Origin of the sequence: Pseudomonas sp. PB105, assembly GCF_009764655.1 — a bacterium.
Classification (GTDB): Bacteria; Pseudomonadota; Gammaproteobacteria; order Pseudomonadales; family Pseudomonadaceae; genus Aquipseudomonas; species Aquipseudomonas cyclaminis.
The window spans coordinates 39,855-65,761 of record NZ_RWIO01000069.1; the positions used below are offsets into that span (position 1 = coordinate 39,855).

Annotated in this window: 3 protein-coding genes; all 3 read right to left on the bottom strand. The window is 65.9% G+C overall.

Annotated features, from left to right (window positions below; all coding sequences use genetic code 11):
- Nucleotide 1 precedes the first annotated feature (1 nt).
- Nucleotides 2–1,153, bottom strand: a complete 1,152-nt coding sequence (gene macA, locus EJD88_RS18435; RefSeq protein WP_158878687.1) for a macrolide transporter subunit MacA — start codon at nucleotides 1,151–1,153, stop codon at nucleotides 2–4.
- 315 nt (nucleotides 1,154–1,468) lie between these two features.
- Nucleotides 1,469–12,811: a non-ribosomal peptide synthetase gene (locus tag EJD88_RS18440; protein ID WP_158878688.1), complete on the bottom strand. Its 11,343-nt coding sequence runs from the start codon at nucleotides 12,809–12,811 to the stop codon at nucleotides 1,469–1,471.
- Nucleotides 12,808–25,701, bottom strand: coding sequence for a non-ribosomal peptide synthetase (locus EJD88_RS18445; protein WP_158878689.1), 12,894 nt, complete (start codon nucleotides 25,699–25,701; stop codon nucleotides 12,808–12,810). The genes EJD88_RS18440 and EJD88_RS18445 overlap by 4 nt, the downstream gene beginning before the upstream one ends.
- Between the last annotated feature and the right edge of the window lie 206 nt (nucleotides 25,702–25,907).

Below are 25,907 nucleotides of genomic sequence, written 5' to 3' on the forward strand. Positions count from 1 at the left end.
GTCAGTTCCCCGCCACGGCAGGCGACGCATCGCCGATCACCACTTTATCGCCCTCGGCCAGGCCGTCCAGGATCTGCACCTTGACGTTGTTGTTGATGCCGGTCTTCACATCCCGCGACACCGCCTTGCCCTTGGCGTCCAGCACCCGCAGCGCGTAACTGCCGTCCTGGTTGCGCGCCCCGAGTGCGGCCACCGGCACCATCAACGCGGCCTCGGCGGTGTCGAGCACGATGCGCACCTGGGCGGTCATGGCGATGCGCAGGCGGTGGTCGGGGTTGGGCACATCGAACAACGCGTTGTAGAACACCGCCGTGTTCTGCTTGGGCGTGCCGGCGGTCTGGGTTTCGAGGAAGTTCTGCGGCGCCGGCTCGGTACCGCGCAGCTTGGCGTAGTAGCGTTTGTCAGCCTCACCGAGGATGGTGAAATACACCTGCTGGCCGGGGCTGATATGAATCACATCCGCCTCCGACACCTGGGCCTTGACCGTCATTGTGTCGAGGTCCGCCAACTTGAGCAGTACCGGTGCCAACTGGCTGGCGATCACCGTCTGGCCTTCCTGGGTGACGATGCCCACCACATCGCCGTCGATAGGCGCATTGATGCGGGTGTAGTCCAGGTTGATCTTGGCGGTGTCGATCTGGATATGCGCGCTTTTGATCTGCGCATCCAGGGCCAACAGGTTGGCCTGCTGTACCTGATAGCTCGATTCGGCGTCTTCGAAATCCTGGCGTGAGACCGACTCGTCATTCTGCAAGCCTTTGTAGCGCTCATACACCGACTTGGCCTGCCTGAGCTGCGCCGCCGTGGCCCGGCGCTGGGCCTGGAGGTTTTCCTCATCCACCTGGGCCTTGCGCAGGGTGTTCTGCAGGATCAGCGGGTCGATTTCCGCCAGCCACTGGCCCTTCTTGACCTTGTCGCCGACCTTGACCTTGAGCGACTTCAACTGCCCAGAGACCTGGGCGCCGACGTCGACCTGCTTGATGCCTTCGAGCAGGCCGGTGGCCAGGACGGCGTTTTCGATATCGCCGCGTTCGGCGGTTGCGGTGAGGTACAGCGGTGCGTCGGCTGGGGCCTGGACGGTGTAGATGATCAGGCTTATGGCGACGGCCAGTACGGTGAATATGCCGATTTTGCGAAATTTAGAGTTTTGCATAGGTGACCATATGAAGATGATGAGGTTTGATCGGGTACATATCCGTTTCTGCGGTAATGGCGGCTGTTGGTTCCGCCCTTACGGCGGGTCACTTTGGAAAAGCCCCCCACACTCGGTGCCTCGCCTAGGCTCGGCATGCCCTCACTCCGGCTTGAATCCGTGGGCCGCCGCGATGGGCCATCCTTGGCCCACCTGATGTATGGAGATCAAAATGTGGGAGGGGGCTTGCCCCCGATAACGGTGGCTCAGCCAAAGTTGCATCAACTGACACCCCCTCATCGGGAGCAAGCTCCCTCGCCCCAACAAGCCTTCCCGTCACGACACCACCTCCGCCGCAACGCCTTCCAACCACCACACAGCCAACCCCTGAACATTCGGCGCCTTGAGCAAAGTGAAATGATTCCCCCCGCCATACCAAACCTCCAAGCCACTGCCCTGGCGCTTCCAGCCCTCGACCATCCCGCCTTGCTCGCGCTGATTGCCCGCCGCATCCAACGCCGGATCCTCGGCCAACACCAACCGCACCACCCCGCGATAGCGCTGTGCCGGGCGATACACCGTGCGCAATGCGACCGCGTAAGTGCGCGCCGGCCCCGCCATCGCGTCAACACTGGCACGGGCCGGCAACAACCCCGCCCCCGCCATCCCGGCATGCAGGCTCTGGCGCTGCGCCACTTCATCGCCAGCCGCGAAGTCCTCACGGTCAATTCCGAGGGGTTTACCCGCCGCCAGCTTCATCGCTTCGATCAACCGCAACAACGCCGCCGTCGTCGTATAAGCCCGACCCGCAACCCCCGGCGCCTCGCTGTCGATCACCGTCAACGACGCCACTTCCCGCCCCGCCGCCTGCAACCGCAGCGCCATCTCCAGCGCGACCCAACCGCCAAACGAATGCCCCACCAGATGCACCGGCCCATGGGGATACTCATGCTCCAGCGCGAGCAGATAACAACGCGCCGCCGCTTCCACCTGGCTATGGGGCACCGCCTCGCCGTCCAGCCCGCGCGGCTGCAAGCCGAACAACGGCCAGTCTCGCCCAAGCGCTTCGCCAAGGCCAACGAACCCGGTAACGCTGTCCCCTGCCCCCGGTACACAGAACACCGGCGCATAGCCGGCCCGTCCGCCCTGGATCCGCAGCATCGGTTGATGCGCGGTTTCCAGCACCGGTGAGCACCCCGCCAAGGCCTCTGTCATCGCCGCGCCCAATGCACGGATGTGCGGCGCCTGCATCATGCTCTGGTGATCACCCGGCACGTCCACTTGGCGCAATTGCCCAGGCGCCAGGGCGTCCTCCCAACCGAGCGATACACTGCGCCGCGACAACTCGGTCGGCCGCTCCACAGCGCTGAACAGATGCACCGGTATCGGCAACGGGAACAGGCTGTAATGCGCCAGCGCATGCCCGTGACCGACTTCGCGCTCGATAAAGCTCAAGAGGTCCGCATCCGCAGCCGCCGCCATTTGCGCGTATAGCAAACCTTGATCGCGACAGCGTTGCAGCAGACCTGCAAAGTCCAGCTGTCCAATCTGCGCGTCCAGCTGTTCAATCCTCGCCAGCTCATCCACACCTCCCTGTGCGTTCCAATAGGCGCGGCACTGCAACAGCAAATGCCGCTTGAGCGCATCCGGCCCGCTCCAGCGCGCCTTGCCCTGGTCGGTCAGGCGCGGCACGTAGCTGTCGATCAGGCCGAGGAACGCCACCGGTTCATCCAGCCCCAGCAATTGCATCGCCACTTCATAGGCCAGCACCCCGCCAAATGACCACCCCGCGATGCGATACGGCCCATGGGGTTGCAGGCCGCGAATCAGGCCGACCATGCGTGCCGCCAGGCCTTCCAGGGTGTTGAGGTGCGACTCGCCGAGCGCCAGTCCCGGCAGGCCATAGATCGGGTAGTCACCCGGCAGATGCTGGCCCAGCGCCGGGAAGTACACGTCCATGCCGCTGAATTCATGCACCAGGAACAACGGCGCTTGCTTGCCGCTGCTGCGCACCGTGATCACCGAAGCGTCGCGCACCGGCTCGTCGGTGCGCTGGCGCAGCATGACGGCCACCGAGGCGACGCTGGCGTGTTGGAACAACTCGGCCAGGCTCACCGCCAGCCCTGCGGTTTCCATCAGGTTGACCAGGCGAATCGCCAACAGCGAATGCCCGCCCAACTCAAAGAAACTGTCATGCCGGCCAACCTGTTCCAGCTTCAGCACCTCGGCCCATAACTGCGCCAGGGTCTGTTCCAGAGCATCGATCGGTGCTTCGAACTCGCGACTGACCTGCGCGTCCAGGGCCGGCACCGGCAGGGCTTTGCGGTCAACCTTGCCATTGGCAGTCAACGGCAGCTGGTCCAGCGGCACATAGGCCGAAGGCAGCATGTAGTCCGGCAGCTGCCCTTGCAGATGGGCGCGGATGCCGTCGATACCAACGGGCTGCGCCGCCCAGGTGAAATACGCCACCAGACGCTTATCCCCCGGCGCGTCTTCACGGGCCAACACCACCGCGTCCTGAATGCCCACGCAAGTCATCAGGCGCGCTTCGATCTCGCCCAACTCGATGCGGAAACCCCGGATCTTCACCTGATCGTCATTGCGTCCGATGCATTCGAGCAGGCCATCCACGGTCCAGCGGCCGAGGTCGCCGGTGCGGTACATCAAGGCCTGCGGATTGAAGGGATCCTGCACAAACTTTTCAGCGGTGAGCTCCGGTCGATTCAAATAACCCAGGGCCACGCCGTCACCACCGATGCAGATTTCACCGGTCACGCCCTGGGGCACCGGCTGCAAGTACGCATCCAGCACATGCACCTGGGTGTTGGAGATCGGTCGCCCCACCGGCACGCTGTCGGCGTCGTCGGCAATCGTGCGCACTTCATGGGTGGTGGCGTAGGTGGTGGTTTCCGTCGGGCCGTAGCAATGCACCAGGCGTAACGCCGGCGCCTGGGCCAACAGGCTGCGAAACGCCGCAGGATCGGCACGCTCGCCGCCGCACAGCAGGATGCGCAAACCGGCCAATGCGTCGGGAATCAGCTGCACGTACTGGTTGAACAACGCCGTGGTGACAAACAGCACCGTCGCGCCACGCAGCGCCGCGCCGAATGCCGCAGGGTCAAGCAAGGTGGCGTGATCGATGACCTGCACCTGCCCACCGTTGAGCGACGGCCCCCAGACATCCATGGTGCTGGCGTCGAACGCCGGGTTGGAGGCGAAGGCCACGCGGTCGCTGGAGTTGAAGTCCGCGTAGCCGTTGTTGAGCACCAACCGCGTGATGCCGCGATGGGGCACCCGCACGCCCTTGGGAATGCCGGTGGAGCCGGAGGTGTACATGATGTACGCCACGCTGTCCGAGGCTTGCGACAGGTCCGGGTTATGGCTCGGCTGTGGATCGAGGACCAGGGTGTCCAGGTCCAGGCGCTGCGCCGCGTAGTCGATCAGCGCATCACTGCGGGTCAACAACCAGCGCGCATCGCTGTCCTGCACCATGAACGCCTGGCGTTCGGCGGGTGCGTTGATGTCCAGCGGCACATAGGCGGCCGCGCACTTCAACACGGCCAGTTGACCGACCAGCAGCGCGACAGAACGCGGCAGCAGGATCGCCACGTTGTCGCCCGGTTTTACGCCCAGGCCCACCAGGTGATGGGCCAGGCGGTTGGCGCTGGCATTCAGCTCGCCGTAGCTCACGCGCTGCTCGCCCTGCACCACGGCCACTGCGTCGGGACGTGCCTGGGCCTGGGCTTGGAACAGGCGCTGCACCGTGTGCTCACGGGGGAAGTCGCGGGTGCTGGCGTTGAACGCCAGCCGCAGTTGGTGCTGTTCGGCGACGGGCAGGATCGGCAAGCGGCTGATGGCGGTATCGCTGCCCTGTTCCAGCGCCTGCACCAACTGCTCCAGAGCCACACTCAGGTAATCACACAGCCGCCGGGCGCCCTGCCCCGAGGCTTTGAAGGTGAAGCCATCGCCCAGGTCATCCACGCTCATCGACACGCCGTAGTTGCTGTGTTCCTCGGCCTTGAGCAGCTCAATGCCCTGCCACGCCTCAGCCACTCCAGCGACCTGCGGCGCGCTGTGCCGATAGTTGAACAGCACGCTGAACAGCGGCGTGCTCACCGGCACCCCACTGCAACGCTGGGCCACTGTCAGCGGTGCGTGTTCATGGCTGAGCAGTTGGCTCAGCCGCGCATGGGTGGCGCGAGCGGCGCTGCGTACCGAGTGCTCGCCGAGGTCGACCCGCAACGGCAATGTGTTGATGAACACGCCCATTGCCCGCTCGGCGCCTTCGCCGCCTTGCATGCGGCCGAGCATCACGGTGCCGAACACCACCTGCTCACGGCCCGACACCTTGCCCAGCACCTGGGCCCACCCCAGGTGCATCAGGCTGGCGGCGCTGACGCCGCACTGGCGCGCCTGAGTGCGCAGGCGCTGGCTTAATTGAGGAGCAATCGCCAGGCGTACCTGTTCATCGATGCCCAGGTTGGCCACCTCCGTGGGCTCGTCGATCTGACCAAGCATGTCGCGGAAAAACTCTTCGTGATCGTCCACGCGCGTCTGCGCCACCGTCTGTGCCACCGTCTGTGCCACATAGTTGCGATACGGCACAGGCGTGCCCAAGGTGTGTTGCGTGCCCAGCAGGAACGCCTGCAGCTCGTGTTGCAGGATCTCCAGGGCGATGTGGTCCATGACCAGGTGATGGAACAGCAAGGTGGCGACCACACGCGGGGTTTCTTCGCTGCACACCAGGCGCATCAATGGCGCCTCGGACAGGTCCAGGCGCGGGGGCAACGGACCGCTTTCAACCCGCAGCGATGCCTTGCGCCAGACCACCTGCACCGGTTCTTCCAGGCCGTCCCAGTGGAACGACGAGCGCAGGATGTCATGGCGCTCGATCACCGCCTGCAACGCCAGGGCAAACGCATCCAGGCGCTGGCGGCTGTCAAAGGCAAACTGCGCCTGCAGCACATAGGCATCGCCGGCCTGCACGGCGCGATGGTGATAGAGCATGCCGGCCTGCAACGGCGCCAGCGGGTAGATGTCCTGCACATTCGCCGCGCCACCGGGGATACACGCGACGAGGCGGTCGATGGCGGCCTGCTCCAGCGCGATCAGCGGCAACATCGCTGGGGTGATCGAGGTGCAGCCGGCGACGATGCCATTGGCCGGCACCGACACTTCGCGGCCACCGCCCAACGCCGCCGCCAAGGCCGACAGGGTGGGCTGACCGAACAGGACTTTTACGTCCGCCGACAAACCCAGGCCGCGCATGCGCCCCATCAGGCTCACCGCCAGCAACGAATGCCCGCCCAGTTCGAAGAAGTTGTCGTGACGCCCCACACGCTCCACCTTGAGCAACTCGGCCCACAGGCTGGCCAGGGCGATTTCCGTGTCGCCCTCGGGCGCTTCGTATTCGCGCACCACCATCGACTCCAGGCCCGGCGCGGGCAGCGCCTTGCGGTCGAGCTTGCCGTTGGGGCTCAAGGGCAACGCGCCGAGGTGGACGAAGACCGCCGGCACCATGAACTCAGGCAGGTGATGCAGCAGCTGACTGCGCAGCACATCGATGTCGGCAAAGGCGCCGGTGTAGTACGCCACCAGGCGGTCTTCACGGGCGATCACGGCGGCCTCGTTGACCGCCGGGCACTCGGTCAGGCGCGCCTGGATCTCGCCCAGTTCGATGCGCAAGCCACGGATTTTCACCTGGTCGTCGTTGCGGCCCAGGTACTCAATATTCCCATCGGGCAGGTAGCGTCCGACGTCGCCGGTGCGGTACATCCGCCCATGGGTAAAGGGATCCTGGAGAAAGCGTTCGGCGGTCAGTTCCGGGCGGTTCAGGTAACCCCGCGCCACTTGCACGCCGCCAATAAACAGCTCGCCGACCACGCCCAGCGGCACCGGCTGCAATTGCCCGTCCAGCAGGTACATGCGGGTGTTGGCGATGGGCTTGCCGATGGGGGTGTTGTCCGGCGTCACCGGGCCTGCGCAGTTCCACGCCGTCACGTCGACAGCAGCTTCGGTCGGGCCATACAGGTTATGCAGCCCGCTGCCTGGCAACTGCTGCTTGAAACGCCGCACCAGGCTGCCCGGCAAGGCTTCGCCGCTGCACATTACGCGCACCAGCCCGGCGGCCTGGCTGACATCGCCATGGGCCAGGAACACGTCGAGCATCGACGGCACAAAGTGCAGCGTGGTGATGTGTTCGGCCTCGATCACCTCACACAGGTACGCCGGGTCTTTATGCCCGCCGGGACGCGCCATCACCAGGCAAGCGCCGGTGAACAACGGCCAGAAGAATTCCCAGACCGACACATCGAAGCTGAACGGGGTTTTCTGCAAGACCCGGTCCTGGGCCGTGAGCCCATATTCGTCCTGCATCCACAGCAGGCGATTGACCACGCCGCTATGATCATTGATCACGCCCTTGGGCTGGCCGGTGGAGCCGGAGGTGTAGATCACGTAGGCACTCACGCCTGCTAAACCGGGGTTCTCCACGGATTGCCGGTGCCAGCTCGGCTGGTCCAGATCAACCACCGGCACCGCGCCCACCAGCGCACGGGTAGCGTCCTGGATCAGCACGACGGCGGGCGCGCTGTCTTCCAGCATGTAGGCGATGCGCTCCAGCGGGTATGCCGGGTCCAGCGGCACATAGGCGGCGCCGGCCTTGAGGATCGCGTACAGGCCGATGACCATGTCCAGGCCACGTTCCACGCAGATCGCCACCCGCGAATCGGGCTGTACGCCCCGTTCCAGCAGGTGATGGGCCAGTTGGTTGGCCCGTGTATTCAGTTCGGCATACGTGAGTTGCTGTTCCCCGGCTTTAAGCGCAATCGCGTCGGGCGTGCGTGCCACCTGGGCCTCGAACATCCCGTGCAAGGTCTGGTCGAGGTTGTAATCCACCTGTGTCGCATTGAAGTCGAACAGCAGGTGCTGGCGCTCGCGCTCGTCCAGCAGCGGCGCGTGCTCCAGCACCGCCTGGTCGTTATCGACCATGGCCTGCAACACGCGGGTGAAGTAGCCGACGTAACGCTGCACCGTCGCTTCATCGAACAGCGCCACGGCGTATTCCAGCGCGCCGAGAATCGTGCCCTGCACTTCGCCCAGGTTCAGCGACAGGTCGAACTTGGCAAAGTGGCTGTTCTCGACGATGCCTTCCAGAGCCAGGTCGCCCAGGGCCAGGGTCGGCGCGCTGCTGTCCTGCCAGGCCAGCAGCGTCTGGAACAACGGGCTGTGGGCCAGGCTGCGCACCGGCCGGGTGAGTTCCACCACTTGCTCGAAGGGCAGGTCCTGATGGGCCTGGGCTGCCAGGGTCAGCGCCTTGACCCGCGCCAGCAGCGCTTCGGTACTCAGCCCACCCGAGGTGTCGATGCGCACGGCCAGGGTGTTGACGAACAGGCCGATCAGGCCTTCGACTTCACTGCGCGTACGGTTGGCCACCGGCGAGCCGATCACCACATCCGCCTGCCCCGACAGCCGTGCGAGCAAGGAGGCCCAGGCGCTCATCACGGTCATGTACAGCGTGCTGCCATGGCGCTGGCTCAAGGCCTTGAGCCCGGCGGTAAGGCGCTCGTCGAGGCGGATGTCCACGCTGCTGCCGGCGTAGTCCTGCTGCGCCGGGCGCGGGCGGTCGGTGGGCAGGCTGAGCAACGCCGGCGCCCCGGCCAGGGCCTGTTGCCAATAGCTGCTCTGGCGCTGCAGGACGTCGCCGCTGAGCCACAAGCGTTGCCACACGGCGAAGTCGCCGTACTGGATCGGCAATGGCGGCAACGGGTCGGGCTGGCCCTGGCTGAAGGCCTGGTACAGCGCCATCAGCTCGCGGGTGAGCACGCCCATGGACCAGCCGTCGGAGACGATGTGGTGCAGGGTCAGCAACAGCACATGGTGTTCGTGCCCCATCACCACCAGGCGCCCGCGCAGCAGCGGGCCGCGCTCCAGGTCGAACGGCGCCGAGGCTTCGCCGTGGATCAACGCATCCAGCGCCTGTTGCGGTTGCGGGTGGCGGCGCAAGTCCTGCACCTGCAGCGGCAGCACATCGTCGGCCGCGACGATCAGCACCTGGGCGTCATCGCCGTGCTGGGCGAAGCGGCTGCGCAGGGTTTCATGCCGCGCCACGATCCGCGCCAGCGCCCGTTGCAAGGCCTGCACATGCAACTGCCCACGCAAGCGCAAGCCGATGGGGATGTTGTAGGCGGTGTTGGCGCCTTCCATCAATGCCAGGAACCACAGGCGCTGCTGGGCAAACGACAGCGGCACCGGCTCATCGCGGTTGGCCGGCAGGATCGCCGGCAAGGTGCTGCGACCGGCCTGGGCCAGCACCTCGGCGACGGCGGCCAGTTCGGCGTTGGCAAACAGGTCGCCGAGCAACAGTTCCACACCCAGGCGCTGACGCACTTGGGACACCATGCGCATGGCGAGCAGCGAGTGCCCACCCAGCTCAAAGAAGTGATCGTGACGGCCGACGCGCTCCACCTGCAACACATCGGCCCAGATCTGCGCCAGGCTGTTTTCGATCTCGCCCTCGGGCGCGGCGTATTCGCGGGTAAACAGCGCGGCCATATCCGGCGCCGGCAAGGCCTTGCGGTCGAGTTTGCCGTTGGCGGTCAAGGGCAACGTGTCGAGCTTCATGAAGGCGACCGGCACCATGTAGTCCGGCAGGTGTGCCACCAGATGGGCACGGATATCGCCCACCGCCAGCGCGTCGAGTTGCGGATTTTCGGTGTAATACGCCACCAGGCGCTCTTCGCGCACCAGCACCACAGCCTCCTGAACGCTTGGCAGGTGGTTGAGCTGGGTTTCGATTTCCCCCAGTTCGATGCGCACGCCACGGATTTTTACCTGATCGTCATTGCGGCCCAGGTAGTCGAGATTGCCATCGGGCAACCAGCGCGCCAGATCGCCGGTGCGGTACATGCGACCGGCGTTGAACGGGTCTTGCAGGAAACGCTCGGCCGTCAGTTCCGCACGGTTCAGGTAACCCCGCGCCACGCCCTGGCCGCCGACATACACCTCACCCGCAACGCCCAGCGGCACCGGGCGTTGTTGCTCGTCCAGCAGGTACACCGTGGCATTGGCGATGGGCTTGCCGATATGCAACGGCTGCCCGGCCTCGACCTTGCCGGAGGTGGCGACCACCGTAGCCTCGGTGGGGCCATAGTTGTTGATCAGTTCAAAACGCTGCGCCCGCCCGAATTGCCGCAGGCGGTCGCCGCCGATCAGCAAGGTGCGCAGGGTTGGGTGCTCGATGTGCTGGCTGAAGGCGTACTCGGCCACGGGCGTGGGCAGGAAACACACATCCAGCGGCTGCGCGCACCACCAGGCCAGCAGTGCGTCGATGTCTTCGGGGCCGTCATGGGCCGGCGGCAGGTGCAGGGTCGCGCCAACACACAGCGCCGGCCACACTTCCCAGGCCATGGCATCAAAGCCGAACCCGGCGACGCTGGCGGTGTGGCGCCCGGCGCACAGGTCGAAGGCGCGGCAATGCCAGTCCACCAGGTTGGTCACGGTGTGGTGCTCCACCATCACGCCCTTGGGCAGGCCGGTGGAGCCGGAGGTGTAGATCACATAGGCGAGGTTCGCCGGGGTTACGGCGACGCTGGGATTGCTCGCCGCGTGGTGGTGCCAGGTGTAGCGGTCCAGGTTGATCACCGGCACGTCCAGCTCGGGCAGGCGTTCGAGCAAGGCGTGCTGGGTCAGCACCGCCACCGGGGCGCTGTCGCTGAGCAGGTAGGCCAGGCGCTCGGCCGGGTGGGACGGGTCCACCGGCACGTAGCAGGCGCCGGCTTTAAGGATCGCCAGCAACCCGGCCAGGGTGTCCAGGCCACGACGGGCGACGATGGCCACGCGGTCGTCAGGTTTGACGCCCAGCGCCAGCAGGTGATGGGCCAGCAGGTTGGCTTGCCCGTTGAGTTCGGCGTAGGTCAGTGAGTGCCCCAGTTGCACCGCCGCAATGGCATGCGGCGTAAGCGCGGCCTGGGCTTCGATGCGCCCGTGCACGGTGCTGCCCTGGGGGAAATCGGCCTGGGTGGCGTTGAACTGTTCCAGCAGCAACCGCTGCTCGACGGCGGGCACCACCGGCACGCGATTGAGCGCAGTGTCGGGCGCCTGCTCCAGGGCCGTCACCAGGTTTTCCAGGGCGGTGTGCAGGTAGGCGCAGACCCGCTGCGGGTCCACCTGGGTGCTGGCCAGCAGGCTCAGGCCAAAGCCGTCGCCGAGGTCATCGATGCTCAGGGTCAGCGGGTAGTTGGTGCGCTCTTCGGCACTGAGGGCGGCGATGCCCTGCCACGCCGAGACGGCTTCGGCGCTGGCGGCAGGCGCGCTGTGGCGATAGTTGAGCAGCGCACTGAACAACGGCGTCGGCGCAATCACGCCGCTGCAGCGCTGGGCCAGGGCCAACGGCGCGTGCTCGTGGCGCAGCAACGTGGTGAGTCGGGCATGGGTGGCCTTGACCCCGGCGCGCACGTCCTGGCTATCGACGTCCACGCGAAACGGCAAGGTGTTGATAAAGATGCCCAAGGCGCGATCCGTGGCATGGCTGCCTTGCATGCGGCCCATCAACACCGTGCCGAACACCACCTGTTGCTTGCCCGCCAAGACCCCCAGCACCTGCGCCCAGCCCAGGTGAAACAGGCTCGCCGCGCTCACCCCCAACTGCCGCGCCTGGGTGCGCAAGCGCAAGCTCAACGGCGCCGCCAACGGCAGGCTGAGTTCGCTGATGCCGCGCGCATCGCCCTGCACATCCTGCAAGCCAAACGGCAAGGTCGGCTCGCTGATATCGCCGAGCATCTGGCGGAAGAAACTTTCGTGCTCCTGTTCACTGATGCCCAACCGCGCCTGGGCCACGTAGTTGCGAAACGGCACCGCCTGACCCAACGCCGCGCCCTGCCCCAGCAGGCACGCCTGCATTTCATGGCACACCACTTCCAGGGCGCTGTGGTCCAGGGCCATGTGGTGGAACAACAACGTGGCGACGATGCGCCCATTGGCCGGGTCGTCGGCACGCACCAGGCGCAGCAGCGGCGCCTGGGTCACGTCGAGGCGATAGTGGCGGGCATCGAACAGGGCGTGCAGTTGGGCGGCGATCTCGCCATCCGCCGGATCGAGTTGCAGGGCCTGCACCGGCAGGCGCGCAGTGCGCCACACCACTTGCGACGGCTCCTGCAGGCCATCCCAGACCACGCCGGTGCGCAGGATGTCATGGCGGTCCATCACCGTTTGCAGTGCTTGGGCAAATGCGTCGAAACGCGCCAGGCTGTCGAACGCGAACTGCGACTGCATCACGTACGGGTCGCCCTGCTCGGCGCTGACATGGTGGAACAGGATGCCTTCCTGCAACGGCGCCAGCGGGTAGATGTCCTGGATATTCGCCACGCCGCCGTCGACCGTGGCGACGACGCGATCAATCTCGTCCTGGCTCAGGCTTGAAAGGGTCAGCATGGCCGGTGTGATGCGCTCGGCGCCAGGCGGGATGCCATTGGCCGGCACGTCGACTTCACCGGCCTTGGTCGCGCAATACTCGCCGGCCTTGATCAACTCGATCAGCCCCGGTTTGTGCTCGCGCAAGGCGGCCAGGATTGCAGGGTCGCTCAAGGCCTGCTTGTTGCCTTGCACCGACAACTGCTCGCCCTTGAGCGCCAGTTGGATGTCCTTGGTTTTCAGGGTTGCCAGCAGCTCAATGAGGCTCACAGGACGATCTCCATTCGTTCGGTCATTGCGGCGTAGCCGGCCAGGGTCGGCTGTTCGAACAGCCCCCGGACGTCGGCTTCCATGCCTTCCTGGCGCAAGCGCCCAATCAAGCTCACGGCAAGCAGCGAGTGCCCGCCCAGTTCAAAGAAATTGTCCTGGCGCCCGACCCGCTCGACGTTGAGCAACTCGGCCCACAAGCGCGCCAGCAGGATTTCGGTATCGCCTTGCGGTGCCTCGTATTCACGCAGGTTCAGGGCTTGCAGGCCGGGCGCCGGCAAGGCCTTGCGGTCGAGTTTGCCGTTGGGGCTCAGGGGCAGCGCGTCGAGGTGCACAAACAGCGCGGGCACCATGAAGTCCGGCAGGTGGCACAGCAGGTGGGCGCGCAGGTGCTCGATATCGGTGTGCGTACCGGTGTAGTAGGCGACAAGGCGATCTTCACGGGCGACCACCGCCGCTTCGCTGACCTGGGGATGCTCAAGCAGCCGCGCCTGGATCTCTCCCAACTCGATACGCAGGCCACGGATCTTGACCTGGTCGTCATTGCGGCCCAGGTATTCAATGTTGCCGTCGGGCAGGTAGCGGCCAAGGTCGCCGGTGCGGTACATCCGCCCGGCGCGGAACGGGTCCTCAAGGAAACGCTCGGCGGTCAGTTCAGGACGGTTGAGGTAACCCCGCGCCACTTGCACGCCGCCGATAAACAATTCGCCGACCACGCCCAGCGGCACCGGCTGCAACTGCGCATCCAACACGTACATGCGCGTATTGGCGATGGGCTTGCCGATGGGCGTGTTGTCCGGCACATCGGGGCGTGCGCAATTCCAGGCCGTCACGTCCACCGCCGCTTCGGTGGGGCCGTACAGGTTGTACAGACCGATCCCCGGCAACTGCGTCTTGAAGCGGCGCACCAGACTGCCCGGCAGTGCTTCGCCGCTGCACATCACCCGCAGCAGCCCCGCCGCCTGGCTCACGTCGCCATGGGCCAGGAACACATCCAGCATCGACGGTACAAAGTGCAGCGTGGTGATCTGTTCCTCTTCGATGACCTCGCACAGGTAGGCCGGGTCTTTATGCCCGCCGGGGCGCGCCATTACCAGGCGTGCGCCGGTGAACAACGGCCAGAAGAACTCCCACACCGACACGTCGAAGCTGAACGGGGTTTTCTGCAACACCGCATCCTCGGCCGTGAGGCCATAGGCGTCCTGCATCCACAGCAGCCGGTTGACCACCCCGGCGTGCTCGTTGATCACGCCTTTGGGCTGGCCGGTGGAGCCGGAGGTGTAGATCACGTAGGCCTGGTGCCGGGCGGTCAGGCCCGCGACCTCGGGGTTGCTCGGCGGCTGATGCTGCCAGGTGACCTGGTCCAGATTGAGCAGCGGCACGTCGCCCAGCAATGCCACGGTGGCGTCCTGGGCCAGCACCACCACGGGGGCGCTGTCTTGCAGCATGTAGGCGATCCGCTCCAGCGGGTACGCCGGGTCCAGCGGCACATAACCGCCGCCGGCCTTGAGGATGGCGAACAGGCCGATGACCATGTCCAGGCCACGTTCCAGGCAAATCCCCACCCGCGCATCGGGTTGCACGCCCAGCCCGCGCAGATGATGGGCCAGGCGGTTGGCCCGCTCGTTGAGGTGTTGGTAGGTAAGGTGCTGCTCGCCCGCCTTCACCGCGATAGCGTGGGGCGTGCGCTGGACTTGGGCTTCGAACATCCCGTGCAGGGTCTGGTCGAGGTTGTAGTTCACCTCGGTGGCGTTGAACGCCACCAGCAATTGTTGACGCTCCTCGGCGCTGAGGATGGGCAGGCGATTGAGCGCCTGGTTCGGTGCCTGTTCCAGGGCCTCGACCAAGCCGGCCAGGGCCACATGCATGTACCCGCAGACGCGTTGCGCATCGACCTGGGCCAACGCGGTCACATCGTAGCCATCGCCCAGGTCGTCCACGTTCAGGGTCAGCGGGTAGTTGGTGCGCCCGTCGTTGACCAGGGTCTGCATGCCTTCCCAGGCGTGTTGCGCCTCCTGGGAACGGGTGGCGGCGCCGCGATGGCGATAATTGAGCATCGCGCTGAACAATGGCGCTGGTGCGGCCACACCGCTGCAACGCTGGGCCAGGGCCAGGGAGGCGTGTTCATGGCCGAGCAACGCGGTGAGTCGGGCATGGGTGGCGCGCACCGCCGAGCGGGCGCCCTGAGCGTCGATATCCAGGCGCAGCGGCAAGGTATTGATGAATACACCCAGCGCCCGGTCGGCACCTTCGCCGCCTTGCAGACGGCCCACCAGCACGGTGCCGAACACCACGCTGTGGCGCCCGGAGGTGGCCGCCAGCACTTGGCCCCAGGCCAGGTGGAACAGGCTCGCGGTGCTCACGCCAAGCACGCGGGCCTGGGCACGCAGGCGGCGGTTGAGGTCGCTGTCCAGGTGCAGGCGGTGCTCCTGGATCGCGGTGCCGTCGCCGCGTACGTCTTGCAGACCGAATGGCAGGGTCGGTTCGTCGACATCACCGAGCATTTCGCGGAAGAACACCTCGTGCTCCTGCTCGCTGATACCCAAGCGCGCCTGGGCCACGTAGTTGCGGTACGGCATCGGCGCAGCCGTCGGCGCCGGATGACCCAGCAGGTAACCCTGCATTTCCCGCAGCACCACGTCGAAGGCGGTGTGGTCGAGGGCGATATGGTGATAGAGCAGCACCACGACCACGCGCTGGTTGGCCGGATCTTCGGCATAGGCCAGGCGAATCAACGGCGCCTGACTGATGTCCAGGCGGTAGCGCCGCGCATCAAAACGTTGATGCAGGCCGGCGAGTACATCGCCTTCAAGGTGCAGCTGTTCAAGGGGCAACCGGGCCTTGCGCCACACCACTTGCAGTGGTTGCACCAACCCTTGCCACACCACGCCGGTGCGCAGGATATCGTGGCGATCGATCACCTGTTGCAGCGCCTGGGCAAAGGCGCGCAGGCGCTCGATGCTGTCGAACGCCAGGTGCGATTGCAGCAAATACGGGTCGCCCTGCTCGGCGGTGAGGTAGTGGTAGAGAATGCCTTCCTGCAACGGCGCCAGCGGGTAGATGTCCTGCACATTGGCCGCACCGCCGGGCACTTGGGCAACCACTTGATCCAGGGTGGATTGGTCGAGTTGCACCAGTGACAACAGGTCCGGGGTCAGGCGCTGGCAGTCGACCGGGATGCGGTTGACGGGCACCTGCACTTCACGCCCGCTGCCCACCGCTGCCGCCAGGGCGGCCAGGGTCGGCTGGCTGAACAGCACTCGCACATCGGCACTGAGGCCGACCTGGCGCATGCGCTCGATCAGGCTGACCGCCAGCAACGAATGGCCGCCCAGTTCGAAGAAATGGTCGTGACGCCCCACCTGCTCGACCAGCAACACCTCGGCCCAGATGCCGGCCAGGGTGGTTTCCACTTCACCCTGCGGCGCTTCGTAGTCACGGGTCAGCAGCGCGGCCTGATCCGGTGCCGGCAAGGCCCGGCGGTCGAGCTTGCCGTTGGCGGTCAGGGGCAATGCGTCGAGCTTCACGTAGGCCACCGGCACCAAGGCCTCCGGCAAGTGCGCCTGCAACTGCTCGCGCAGGCTTTCGATCAGCAGCGGCTGTTGTTCGGTGAACCACGCGATCAGGCGGCCCTCGCGCACCAACACCACCGCTTCGCCGACGCCGTGCAACGCCGCCAGCCGGCTTTCGATTTCGCCCAGTTCGACGCGCACGCCACGGATTTTCACCTGGTCATCGTTACGCCCCAGGTACTCGATATTGCCCTCGGGCAACCAGCGCACCCGGTCGCCGGTGCGGTACATGCGCCCTGCATTGAACGGGTCTTGCAGGAAGCGTTCGGCAGTCAAGTCCGGGCGCTTGAGGTAACCCCGCGCCACGCCACTGCCGCCTACATACAGCTCACCGGCCACGCCCACCGGTACTGGACGCAACTGCGCGTCCAGCACGTAGACGCTGGCATTGGCGACAGGCCGGCCGATATGCAGCGCCTGCCCGACACGCACGCGGCCCGAGGTGGCGACCACCGTGGCTTCGGTGGGGCCGTAGTTGTTGATCACCGCAAAGCGCCGCTCCTGGCTGAACTGGCGCAGGCGGTCGCCGCCGATCAGCAGGATGCGCAAGGTGGGGTGCTGCAACTCCTGGCTGAATGCGTATTCGGCCACCGGCGTGGGCAGGAAGCTCACGTCCAGGGGCTGCGCCAGCCACCAGGCGAGCAATGCGTCAATGTTGTCGTTGCCCACATCGACAGGCGGCAGGTGCAGGGTGGCGCCCACGCACAGCGCCGGCCAGACCTCCCAGGCCATGGCATCAAAACCGAAACCGGCGACGCTGCTGGTGTGGCTGACGGCGCTCAGGCCAAAGGCTTCGCAATGCCAATGCACCAGGTTTTCCACGCTGCGGTGTTCCACCATCACGCCCTTGGGCTGGCCGGTGGAGCCGGAGGTGTAGATCACGTAGGCCAGGTGCGCCGGGGTCAGGGCGGCGAGTTGTGGATTGCTGACGGGGTGGCGCCAGGTGGCGTGCACATCGATGCTGGTGACGGCGCCCAGCAGGTCGCGGGTGCTCGCTTCGGCCAGCACCGCCGCTGGCGCGCTGTCTTGCAACAAGTAGGCAATGCGCTCGGCGGGATACGCCGGGTCAATCGGCACGTAGCCGGCGCCGGCCTTGAGAATCCCCAGCATCCCCACCACCATCTGCGGGCCACGGCGGCAGCACAGGGCGACGCGGTCGTCTGGCTGCACACCCTGTGCAATCAGTTGATGGGCCAATTGGTTGGCGCGTTGGTTGAGTTGCTGATAGGTCAGTGATTCGCCGTCCTGCACCAGCGCAATGGCGTGGGGCTGGCGGTCGGCGCGGATCTCGAAAGCGCCGTGAAGCGTGTGACCGCTGGGGAAATCCGCGACGGTGGCGTTGAACTCGCGCAGCAGGGTTTCACGTTCGCCGGCTGGGAGAATGTCGAGCTGATTGAGCGCGGTGTGCACGCTGTGTTCCAGGCTATCGACCAACCGTTCGATGGCATTTGCCATGTACGCACACAGGCGCTGGGCGCCGATGCGAGGCAAGGCCAGCACCGTCAGGCCGAAGCCATCGCCCAGGTCATCCACGCTCAGGGTCAGTGGGTAGTTGCTGCGCTCGTCACCGCCCAGCAGTTGCACGCCTTCCCAGATGCCGTAGCCGTCGCGGGCGAGGGTTTCGGGGCTGCTGTGGCGATAGTTGAGCAGCGCGCTGAACAGTGGCGTCGAGGCCGCCACGCCACTGCAACGCTGGGCCAGGGCCAGGGACGCGTGTTCATGGCCGAGCAAGGCGCTCAAGCGTGCATGGGTGGCCTTGACGGCGGCGACCGCGCTGACGGCGGTATCCACCCGCAGCGGCAAGGTATTGATGAACATGCCCAAGGCCCGATCCGCGCCGTCACCGGCCTGCATACGGCCCATCAGTACGGTGCCGAACACCACCTCGTCACGCCCGCTGACCAGCCCCAGCACCTGGGCCCAGGCCAGGTGCATCAGGCTCGCTGCGCTGACGCCCAGGCGCCGTGCCTGTTCACGTACGCGCTGGGCCAGCAGCGTGTCCAGGGCCTGCTCGGCCTCTTCGATCTCGCGGCCGTCGCCCTGCACGTCCTGTACGCCGAAGGGCAAGGTGGGCTCATCGATATCGGCCAGCATCTCGCGGAAGAACCGCTCGTGCTCGTCGACGCTCACACCCAGGCGCGCCTGGGCCACGTAGTTGCGAAATGGCGCGGCCGCCGGCAAGTCATGAGCCTGGCCGAACAGAAATGCGCCCATCTCCTGGCCGACCACGTCCATGGCAGTGTGGTCCAGTGCCAAATGGTGGAACAGCAGGATCGCCGCCACCTGCCCATTCACGGGGTCCTGGGCGTAGACCATGCGCAGCAGCGGCGCCTGGGTGATGTCCAGGCGGTAATGGCGCGCATCGAACCGGGCGTGCAGTTGCCCGATGAGGTCACCGTCGGCCGGATCAAGGTTCACCGCCTGCACCACCAGCTGCGCCTCGCGCCAGACCACCTGCACCGGGCTGTCCAGGCCTTCCCAGACCACACCGGTGCGCAGGATGTCATGACGGGCGGCGACCTGTTGCAGCGCGCCCATAAAACCATGCAACCGCTCCAGGCTGTCGAAGGCCATGCGCGATTGCAGCAGGTACGGGTCACCCTGCTCGGCACTGATGTGGTGGTACAGAATGCCCTCCTGCAACGGCGCCAGCGGGTAGATGTCCTGCACATTCGCCGCGCCGCCGGGGACGTTGGCGACGATGCGGTCGATGGCGCTTTGGTCAAGGTCCACCAGCGTCAGCATCGGCGGCACAATCCGCGTGCAGCCCGATGGAATGCCATTGGCCGGCACCACAATCTCCCGGCCACTGCCCACCGCCGCCGCCAACGCCGCCAGGCTTGGCTGGTTGAACAGCACCCGCACATCCGCGCTCAAGCCCGCCTGGCGCATGCGTTCGATCAAACTGACCGCCAGTAACGAATGCCCGCCCAACTCAAAGAAATGGTCATGCCGGCCCACGCGGTCGAGCTTGAGCAGGTCCTGCCAGATCTGCGCCAACTGGCGTTCCACCTCACCTTCCGGCGCTTCATAACCGCGGCTGAGCAGCGCGCCTGCATCCGGCACCGGCAGGCCTTTGCGGTCCAGCTTGCCGTTGGCGGTGAGCGGCAGCAGCGCCAGCCAGACATAGGCCGACGGCACCATGTAATCGGGCAACTGGCCTTGCAGATGGGCACGCAGCGCGTCGATCGGCAGCGGCGCGGCGGCGGTGTAGTACGCCACCAGGCGCTTGTCGCCGGGTTCGTCTTCGCGCACCAGCACCACGGCGTCGTTCACGCCGGCGAAGGCGCCCAGGCAGGCTTCGATTTCACCCGGCTCGATGCGGAACCCGCGAATTTTCACTTGCAGGTCATTGCGTCCCTGGTAGAGCAAAGTGCCGTCGGCCTGCCAGCACGCCAGGTCGCCCGTGCGGTACAGCACGCCTTCGCCAAACGGGTTCGGGATAAATTTTTCGGCGGTCAGTTGCGGCTGGTTCAAATACCCCGTGGCCACGCCCGCGCCACCGATATACAGCTCGCCGACTGCGCCCAATGGCAACAGTTGCTGGCGCACATCCAACACATAGACCTGGGCGTTCGCGATTGGCCGGCCAATCGGGATACCGCCCTCGCCCACCTGGATGATTTCATGGGTGGTGGAGAAGGTCGTGGCTTCGGTTGGTCCGTAACCATTGAGCAGGTGCTGGGGCTTGCCATGCTTGAGCACACGGCCGATCACCTGTGGGTCGAGCACATCGCCGCCGACAATCAGGTAACGCAACTGCGCGAACACCGGCAGCAGCGCATCGGCGTACTGGTGGAACAGCCCGGCGGTCATCCACAACACGCTGACGGATTGCTCCTGCAACAGTGCGGCAAACGCGGCCTGGGACAAAAGCACAGCATGCTCGACCACCACCACACAGCCGCCATTGAGCAACGGCGCCCACACGTCGAGGGTGCTGGCGTCGAACGCCGGGTTGGAGGCAAAGGCCACGCGGTCCTGCGGGTTGAACTCGGCATAGCCGTTGTTGAGCACCAGGCGCGAGATCGCACGGTGCGGCACTTGCACGCCTTTGGGCGCGCCCGTGGAGCCGGAGGTGTAAAGGATGTACGCCACGCTTTGCGACGAAAGCTCCACGTCAGGGTTGCGCGGGGACAGCGCGTCCAGGTTCAGGTCGGCCAGGCTGTTGAGCACCCGCTGCGCGCCACTGTCCTGCACGATAAACGCTTGACGCTCCACCGGCGCATTGATGTCCAGCGGCACATACACGGCGCCGCATTTGAGAATCGCCAGTTGGCAGATCAGCAGGTCGAGGCTGCGCGGCAACGCAATCGCCACGCTTTCCCCCGGCTGCACGCCCTGGTTGATCAGGTGATGGGCCAGGCGGTTGGCGCGGCGGTTGAGGTCGCGGTAGCTCAAGGACAGTTGGCCGTGCACGGCCGCCACGGCTTCGGGACGCGCCAGGGCCTGGGCCTCGAATAACTGGTGCACGGTCAGGTGCGATGGGTAATCGCGGGCAGTGGCGTTGAAATCCACCAGCAATTGGTTGCGCTCGGCAGGCGGCACAATCGACACGCCGTGCACCGGCGTGGTCGGTGCCTGTTGCAGCGCAGTCACGAGGTGGCGCAAGGCGGTGAGCATGTAGTCGCCGACGCGCTGCACGTCCAGCGACGCCACGCCTTGCACGGTCAGCGCGAAGCCTGAGCCCAGGTCATCGACATTGAGCACCAGCGGGTAATTGCTGCGCTCTTCGGAACTCAGGATCCGGATGCCGGAGGCGGCAAACGGGCTGTAGCCCGGCGCGTCATCCGGCGCGCTGTGGCGATAGTTGAGCAGCGTGCTGAACAACGGCAACGAACCCGGTACCCCGCTGCAACGCTGGGCCAGGGACAGCGATGCGTGCTCATGCCCAAGCAACTGCGCCAGGCGCGCATGGGTGGCGCGCACGGCGGCCTGTACGCCGACCGCGCCAACGCTGACCCGCAGCGGCAAGGTGTTGATAAACATGCCGAGGGCGCGGTCGGCGCCCTCGCCGCCCTGCATGCGGCCCAGCAGCACGGTGCCGAACACCACGTCCTGTTGACCGGAGACTTGCCCCAGCACCTGGGCCCAGGCCAGGTGCACCAGGCTTGCGGTGCTCACGCCCAATTGCCGCGCCTGTTCGCGCAGGCCCTGGCTCAGGGCCGGTTCCAGCGGCAGGTGCGCCTCGACAATGCCGCTGCCGTCGCCATGCACGTCCTGCAACCCGAAGGCCAGGGTCGGCTCGTCGATATCGCCCAGCATCTCGCTGAAGAACGCTTCATGCTGCGCCTGGCTCACGCCAAGGCGCGCCTGGGCCACGTAGTTGCGGTACTGCACCGCGTCGGGCAACTGCGCGCCGCGCCCGGACAGGCTGGCGCTCATCTCCTGCACCAGCACGTGCAGGGCGGTGTGGTCGAGCAGGATATGGTGCAGCAACAAGATGCCGACGAAGCCGCCCGGCGCTTCGGCGTAAGCCAGGCGCATCAGCGAGGCACGGGACAAGTCGAGGCGGTAGTGGCGTGGGTCGAAGCGGTGTTGCAGGTCGGCCATGGGCAGGTCGATGCGCTCGACCACCAGCGGCGCCTCGCGCAGTACGACTTGCACCGGTTCGTCCAGGCCTTCCCAGAGGATCGCGGTGCGCAGGATGTCATTGCGCTGGATCACGCTGTGCAGCGCCTGGATAAAGGCGTCCACCGCTGCTTGATCATCAAAGCCCAACTGCACTTGCAACACATAGGGATCGCCCTCGACGGTTGCCAGGTGGTGATACAGGATGCCGGCCTGCAACGGCGCGAGGCCGTAGATGTCCTGCACATTGCCAATGCCGCCGGGCACCTGTTGCAGGATATGGTCGATGGCGGCCTGATCGAGCTCAATCAGCGCCAGCATGTCCGGCGTGATGACGGCGCTGTCTGCGTGGATCCGGTTGACCGGCACCTGCACTTCCCGCTGCCCGCCCACTGCGGCGGCGAGCGCGGCCAGGGTGGGTTGGCCGAACAACACGCGCACATCGGCGCTGAGGTCGGCCTGGCGCATGCGCTCGATCAGCTTGACCGCCAACAGGGAATGGCCGCCCAGTTCGAAGAAGTTGTCGTCGCGGCCAATGCGGTCGAGTTTGAGCAGGTCTTGCCAGATCGTCGCGATAGTTGTTTCGACGGGGCCGTGTGGCGCCTCGTAGCCACGCCGGGCCAGCGCGTCGGCATCCGGCGCGGGCAAGGCCTTGCGGTCGAGTTTGCCGTTGGCGGTCAGCGGGAAGGCGTCCAGCACTACGAAGGCGCTGGGCACCATGTGGTCGGCCAGGCTAAGGCGCAAGTGATCGCGCAGCACCGCGACGCTGACGTCGCCCTCGGCGATCACATAGGCCACCAGGCGCTGGTCACCCGGCGCGTCTTCACGGGCGATGACCACCGCGTCGCGCACACCTTGAGCGGTGGCGAGGCGCGCCTGGATTTCGCCGAGTTCGATACGAAACCCACGGATTTTTACCTGGTCGTCGTTGCGTCCCAGGTAGTCCACACTGCCATCGGCCAACAGGCGGCCGAGGTCGCCGGTCTTGTACAGGCGCTGGCCGGTGGTTGGGTCGGTCAGGAAGCGCTCGGCAGTCAGTTCGGCGCGGTTCAGATACCCTCGCGCCACCCCGGCGCCGCCGACGTACAACTCGCCGACCACACCCAATGGCAGCGGCTCGCGGTGCGCGTCCAGCACATACAGTTGCAGGTCGGGAATGCGCACGCCAATCGGGCTCACGCCCACCAACTGCGCTTCCGCCGCTTCCAACGGGCGATAGGTCACGTGCACGGTGGTTTCGGTGATGCCATACATGTTCACCAGTTGCGTGCCGGCATTGATCGCACGGGCGTACCACGGCTTGAGCATCCCCGGTTCCAGGGCTTCGCCGCCAAAAATCACCTGGCGCAGCGAGTGGGCCTGGGGGCTGTTGCCCTGGGCCGCAATCAACTGGCGGAAGGCGCTGGGCGTCTGGTTGAGGATGCTCACACCGGCTTCGCACAGCAGCGTGTAGCACTCGTCCGGCGAGCGGCTGACCAGTTGCGGCACGATCAGCAACTGACCGCCGTGCATCAACGCACCCCAGATTTCCCACACCGAGAAGTCGAACGCAAAGGAATGAAACAGTGCCCACACATCCGTGTGATTGAAGCCGAACCACTGCTCGGTGGCGCTGAACAGTCGCGCCACCTGGCGATGCTCGATCATCACACCCTTGGGCTGGCCGGTGGAGCCGGAGGTGTAGATCACATAGGCCAGGTGCTGCGGGCTGACCACGACACGCGGATTGACCAGGGACTCGCCGCGCAGGCCATTGAGGTCGACCTGCGCCAGTTCGCCCACCAAGTGACGGGTGTTGGCTTGCACCAGCACCGCCAGCGGTTGACTGTCGTGCAGGGTGTAGGCGATGCGCTCCAGCGGATACGCCGGGTCGATCGGCACATACCCCGCGCCGGCCTTGAGGATGCCCAGCAGGCCGATGATCATCTCCGGGCCGCGCTCCACGCAGATCGCCACGCGGTCATCGGGGCGCACGCCCTGGGCCAGCAGGCGATGGGCGACCTGGTTGGCGCGTTCGTTGAGTTGGCGATAGGTGAGGCGTTGTTGCTCATAGCGCAGGGCGATGGCTTCGGGGCGGGCGGCGGCGTGGGCTTCGACCTGCTGGTGGATCAGCGCGGTGTCGGCGTAGGTATGCGGGGTGTGGTTGAGGCTGTGCAGCAGGTGATGACGCTCGGTCTCAGGCAGGATATTCAGGCCGCTCAGCGGCATCTCCGGTCGCTGCTCAAGGGCGTCGGCCAGGCTGTGGAGCGCCGTGTGCAGGTAGTTCGCCACGCGCGCGGCGCCGATGGAGGCGTCGACCATCACCGTCAGCGCGAAGCCTTCGCCCAGGTCATCCACATTCACCGTCAGCGGATAGTTGGTGCGCTCCTCGGCGCCCAGCACCTGGATGCCTTCGGCGACCTCGATCACCTCGGCCATATCCGTGGCGGCACTGTGGCGATAGTTGAGCATTGCGCTGAACAGCGGCGTCGGCGCGGCAACCCCGCTGCACCGCTGGGCCAGCGCCAGGGAGGCATGCTCATGGTTGAGCAACGTGGTGAGCCGCGCGTGGGTGGCCTTGACCCCGGCGCGCACGCCCTGCTCGCCCACGTCCACGCGCAACGGCAAGGTGTTGATGAACATCCCGAGCGCCCGCTCACCGCCCGCGCCCGCGCCCATGCGGCCGAGCATCACCGTGCCGAACACCACCGCCTCGCGGCCCGAGACCACGCCCAATACCCGAGCCAGCGCCAGGTGCATCATGCTTGCCACGCTCACCCCCAATGGCCGCGCCAGGCTGCGCAGGCGGCGGCTCAGCTCAGCGTCGACCGGCAGGCGCGCCTCGTCGATCCCCTGGCCATCGCCCTGCACGTCCTGCAAGCCAAATGGCAGGGTCGGCTCATCGATATCCGCGAGCATCTCGCGGAAAAACCCTTCATGAACCTGCTCGCTGACGCCATGGCGCACCTGGGCGATATAGCTGCGAAACGCCACCGGCTCAGCGGCCTGGGCTTGCTGGCCGGCCAGATACAGCTGGATCTCATGACGCACCACATCCAGGGCGGTGTGGTCGAGGATGGTGTGGTGGAACAACAGCATGGCGACGACACGCTGGTTGGCGCGATCGTCGGCAAACACCAGGCGCAACAGCGGCGCCTGGCCCAGGTCCATGCGATAGGTGCGGGCGTCGTAGCGTTGTTGCAACTGTGCAAGTACGTCGCCACCGTCAAAGTGCGCTTCCTCACAGGCCAGGCTTGCCTTGCGCCACACCACTTGCAGCGGCTCATCCAGGCGCTCCCAGACCATGGACGTGCGCAGAATATCGTGACGGTCGATCACCCATTGCAGCGCCTCGGCAAAGGCATGCAGGCGCACGCGGCTGTCGAACGCAAACTGCGCATGCAGCACGTAGGGATCGCCCTGCCCGGCCGAGAGGTGGTGATACAGCATGCCCTCCTGCAACGGCGCCAACGGGTAAATGTCCTGCACATTCGCCGCACCACCGGGGATGGCCGCGACAATGCGGTCGATGGCCGCCTGGTCGAGGCTCACCAACGGCAACATCTCAGGCGTGATGCGGTAGGCCGGGCTGAGCCAGTCACCGCCATGCTCCGCCACCAGTGCCAGCAGTCGGGGCTTGTGGGCGATCAACTGATCCCACAGCCGATCATCCAATGCCTCATCGTCACCGAGGATGATCAGGTCGCCCTCCTCCAGTTGCAGACGGATCGCATGGGTGGAAATCGCTGCCAATAATTCGCTGAACTGCATGGGGGTAACCTGCCTGGTAAGTCACGGTGAAGGAGAAAAGTCCGTTTTCAGCTGCCGTTTGCATCGGATGCGCTGGGCGCCTCGCCTTGAAAAAAGCGGGCACAGCCGGGGGCCTGAAGAGGCTTCCGGTAGGGGTGGGAAATTAAGGGATTTGGCGGGTGGGGGGTGACATGGGAAGCGGGGACAAGGGGAATCGACGAGGGTTC

Excerpts from the sequence above, each read along its gene's own strand:
- EJD88_RS18445 (WP_158878689.1), bottom strand. The coding sequence starts at position 25,701 with ATGCAGTTCAGCGAATTATTGGCAGCGATTTCCACCCATGCGATCCGT.
- macA (WP_158878687.1), bottom strand. The coding sequence starts at position 1,153 with ATGCAAAACTCTAAATTTCGCAAAATCGGCATATTCACCGTACTGGCC.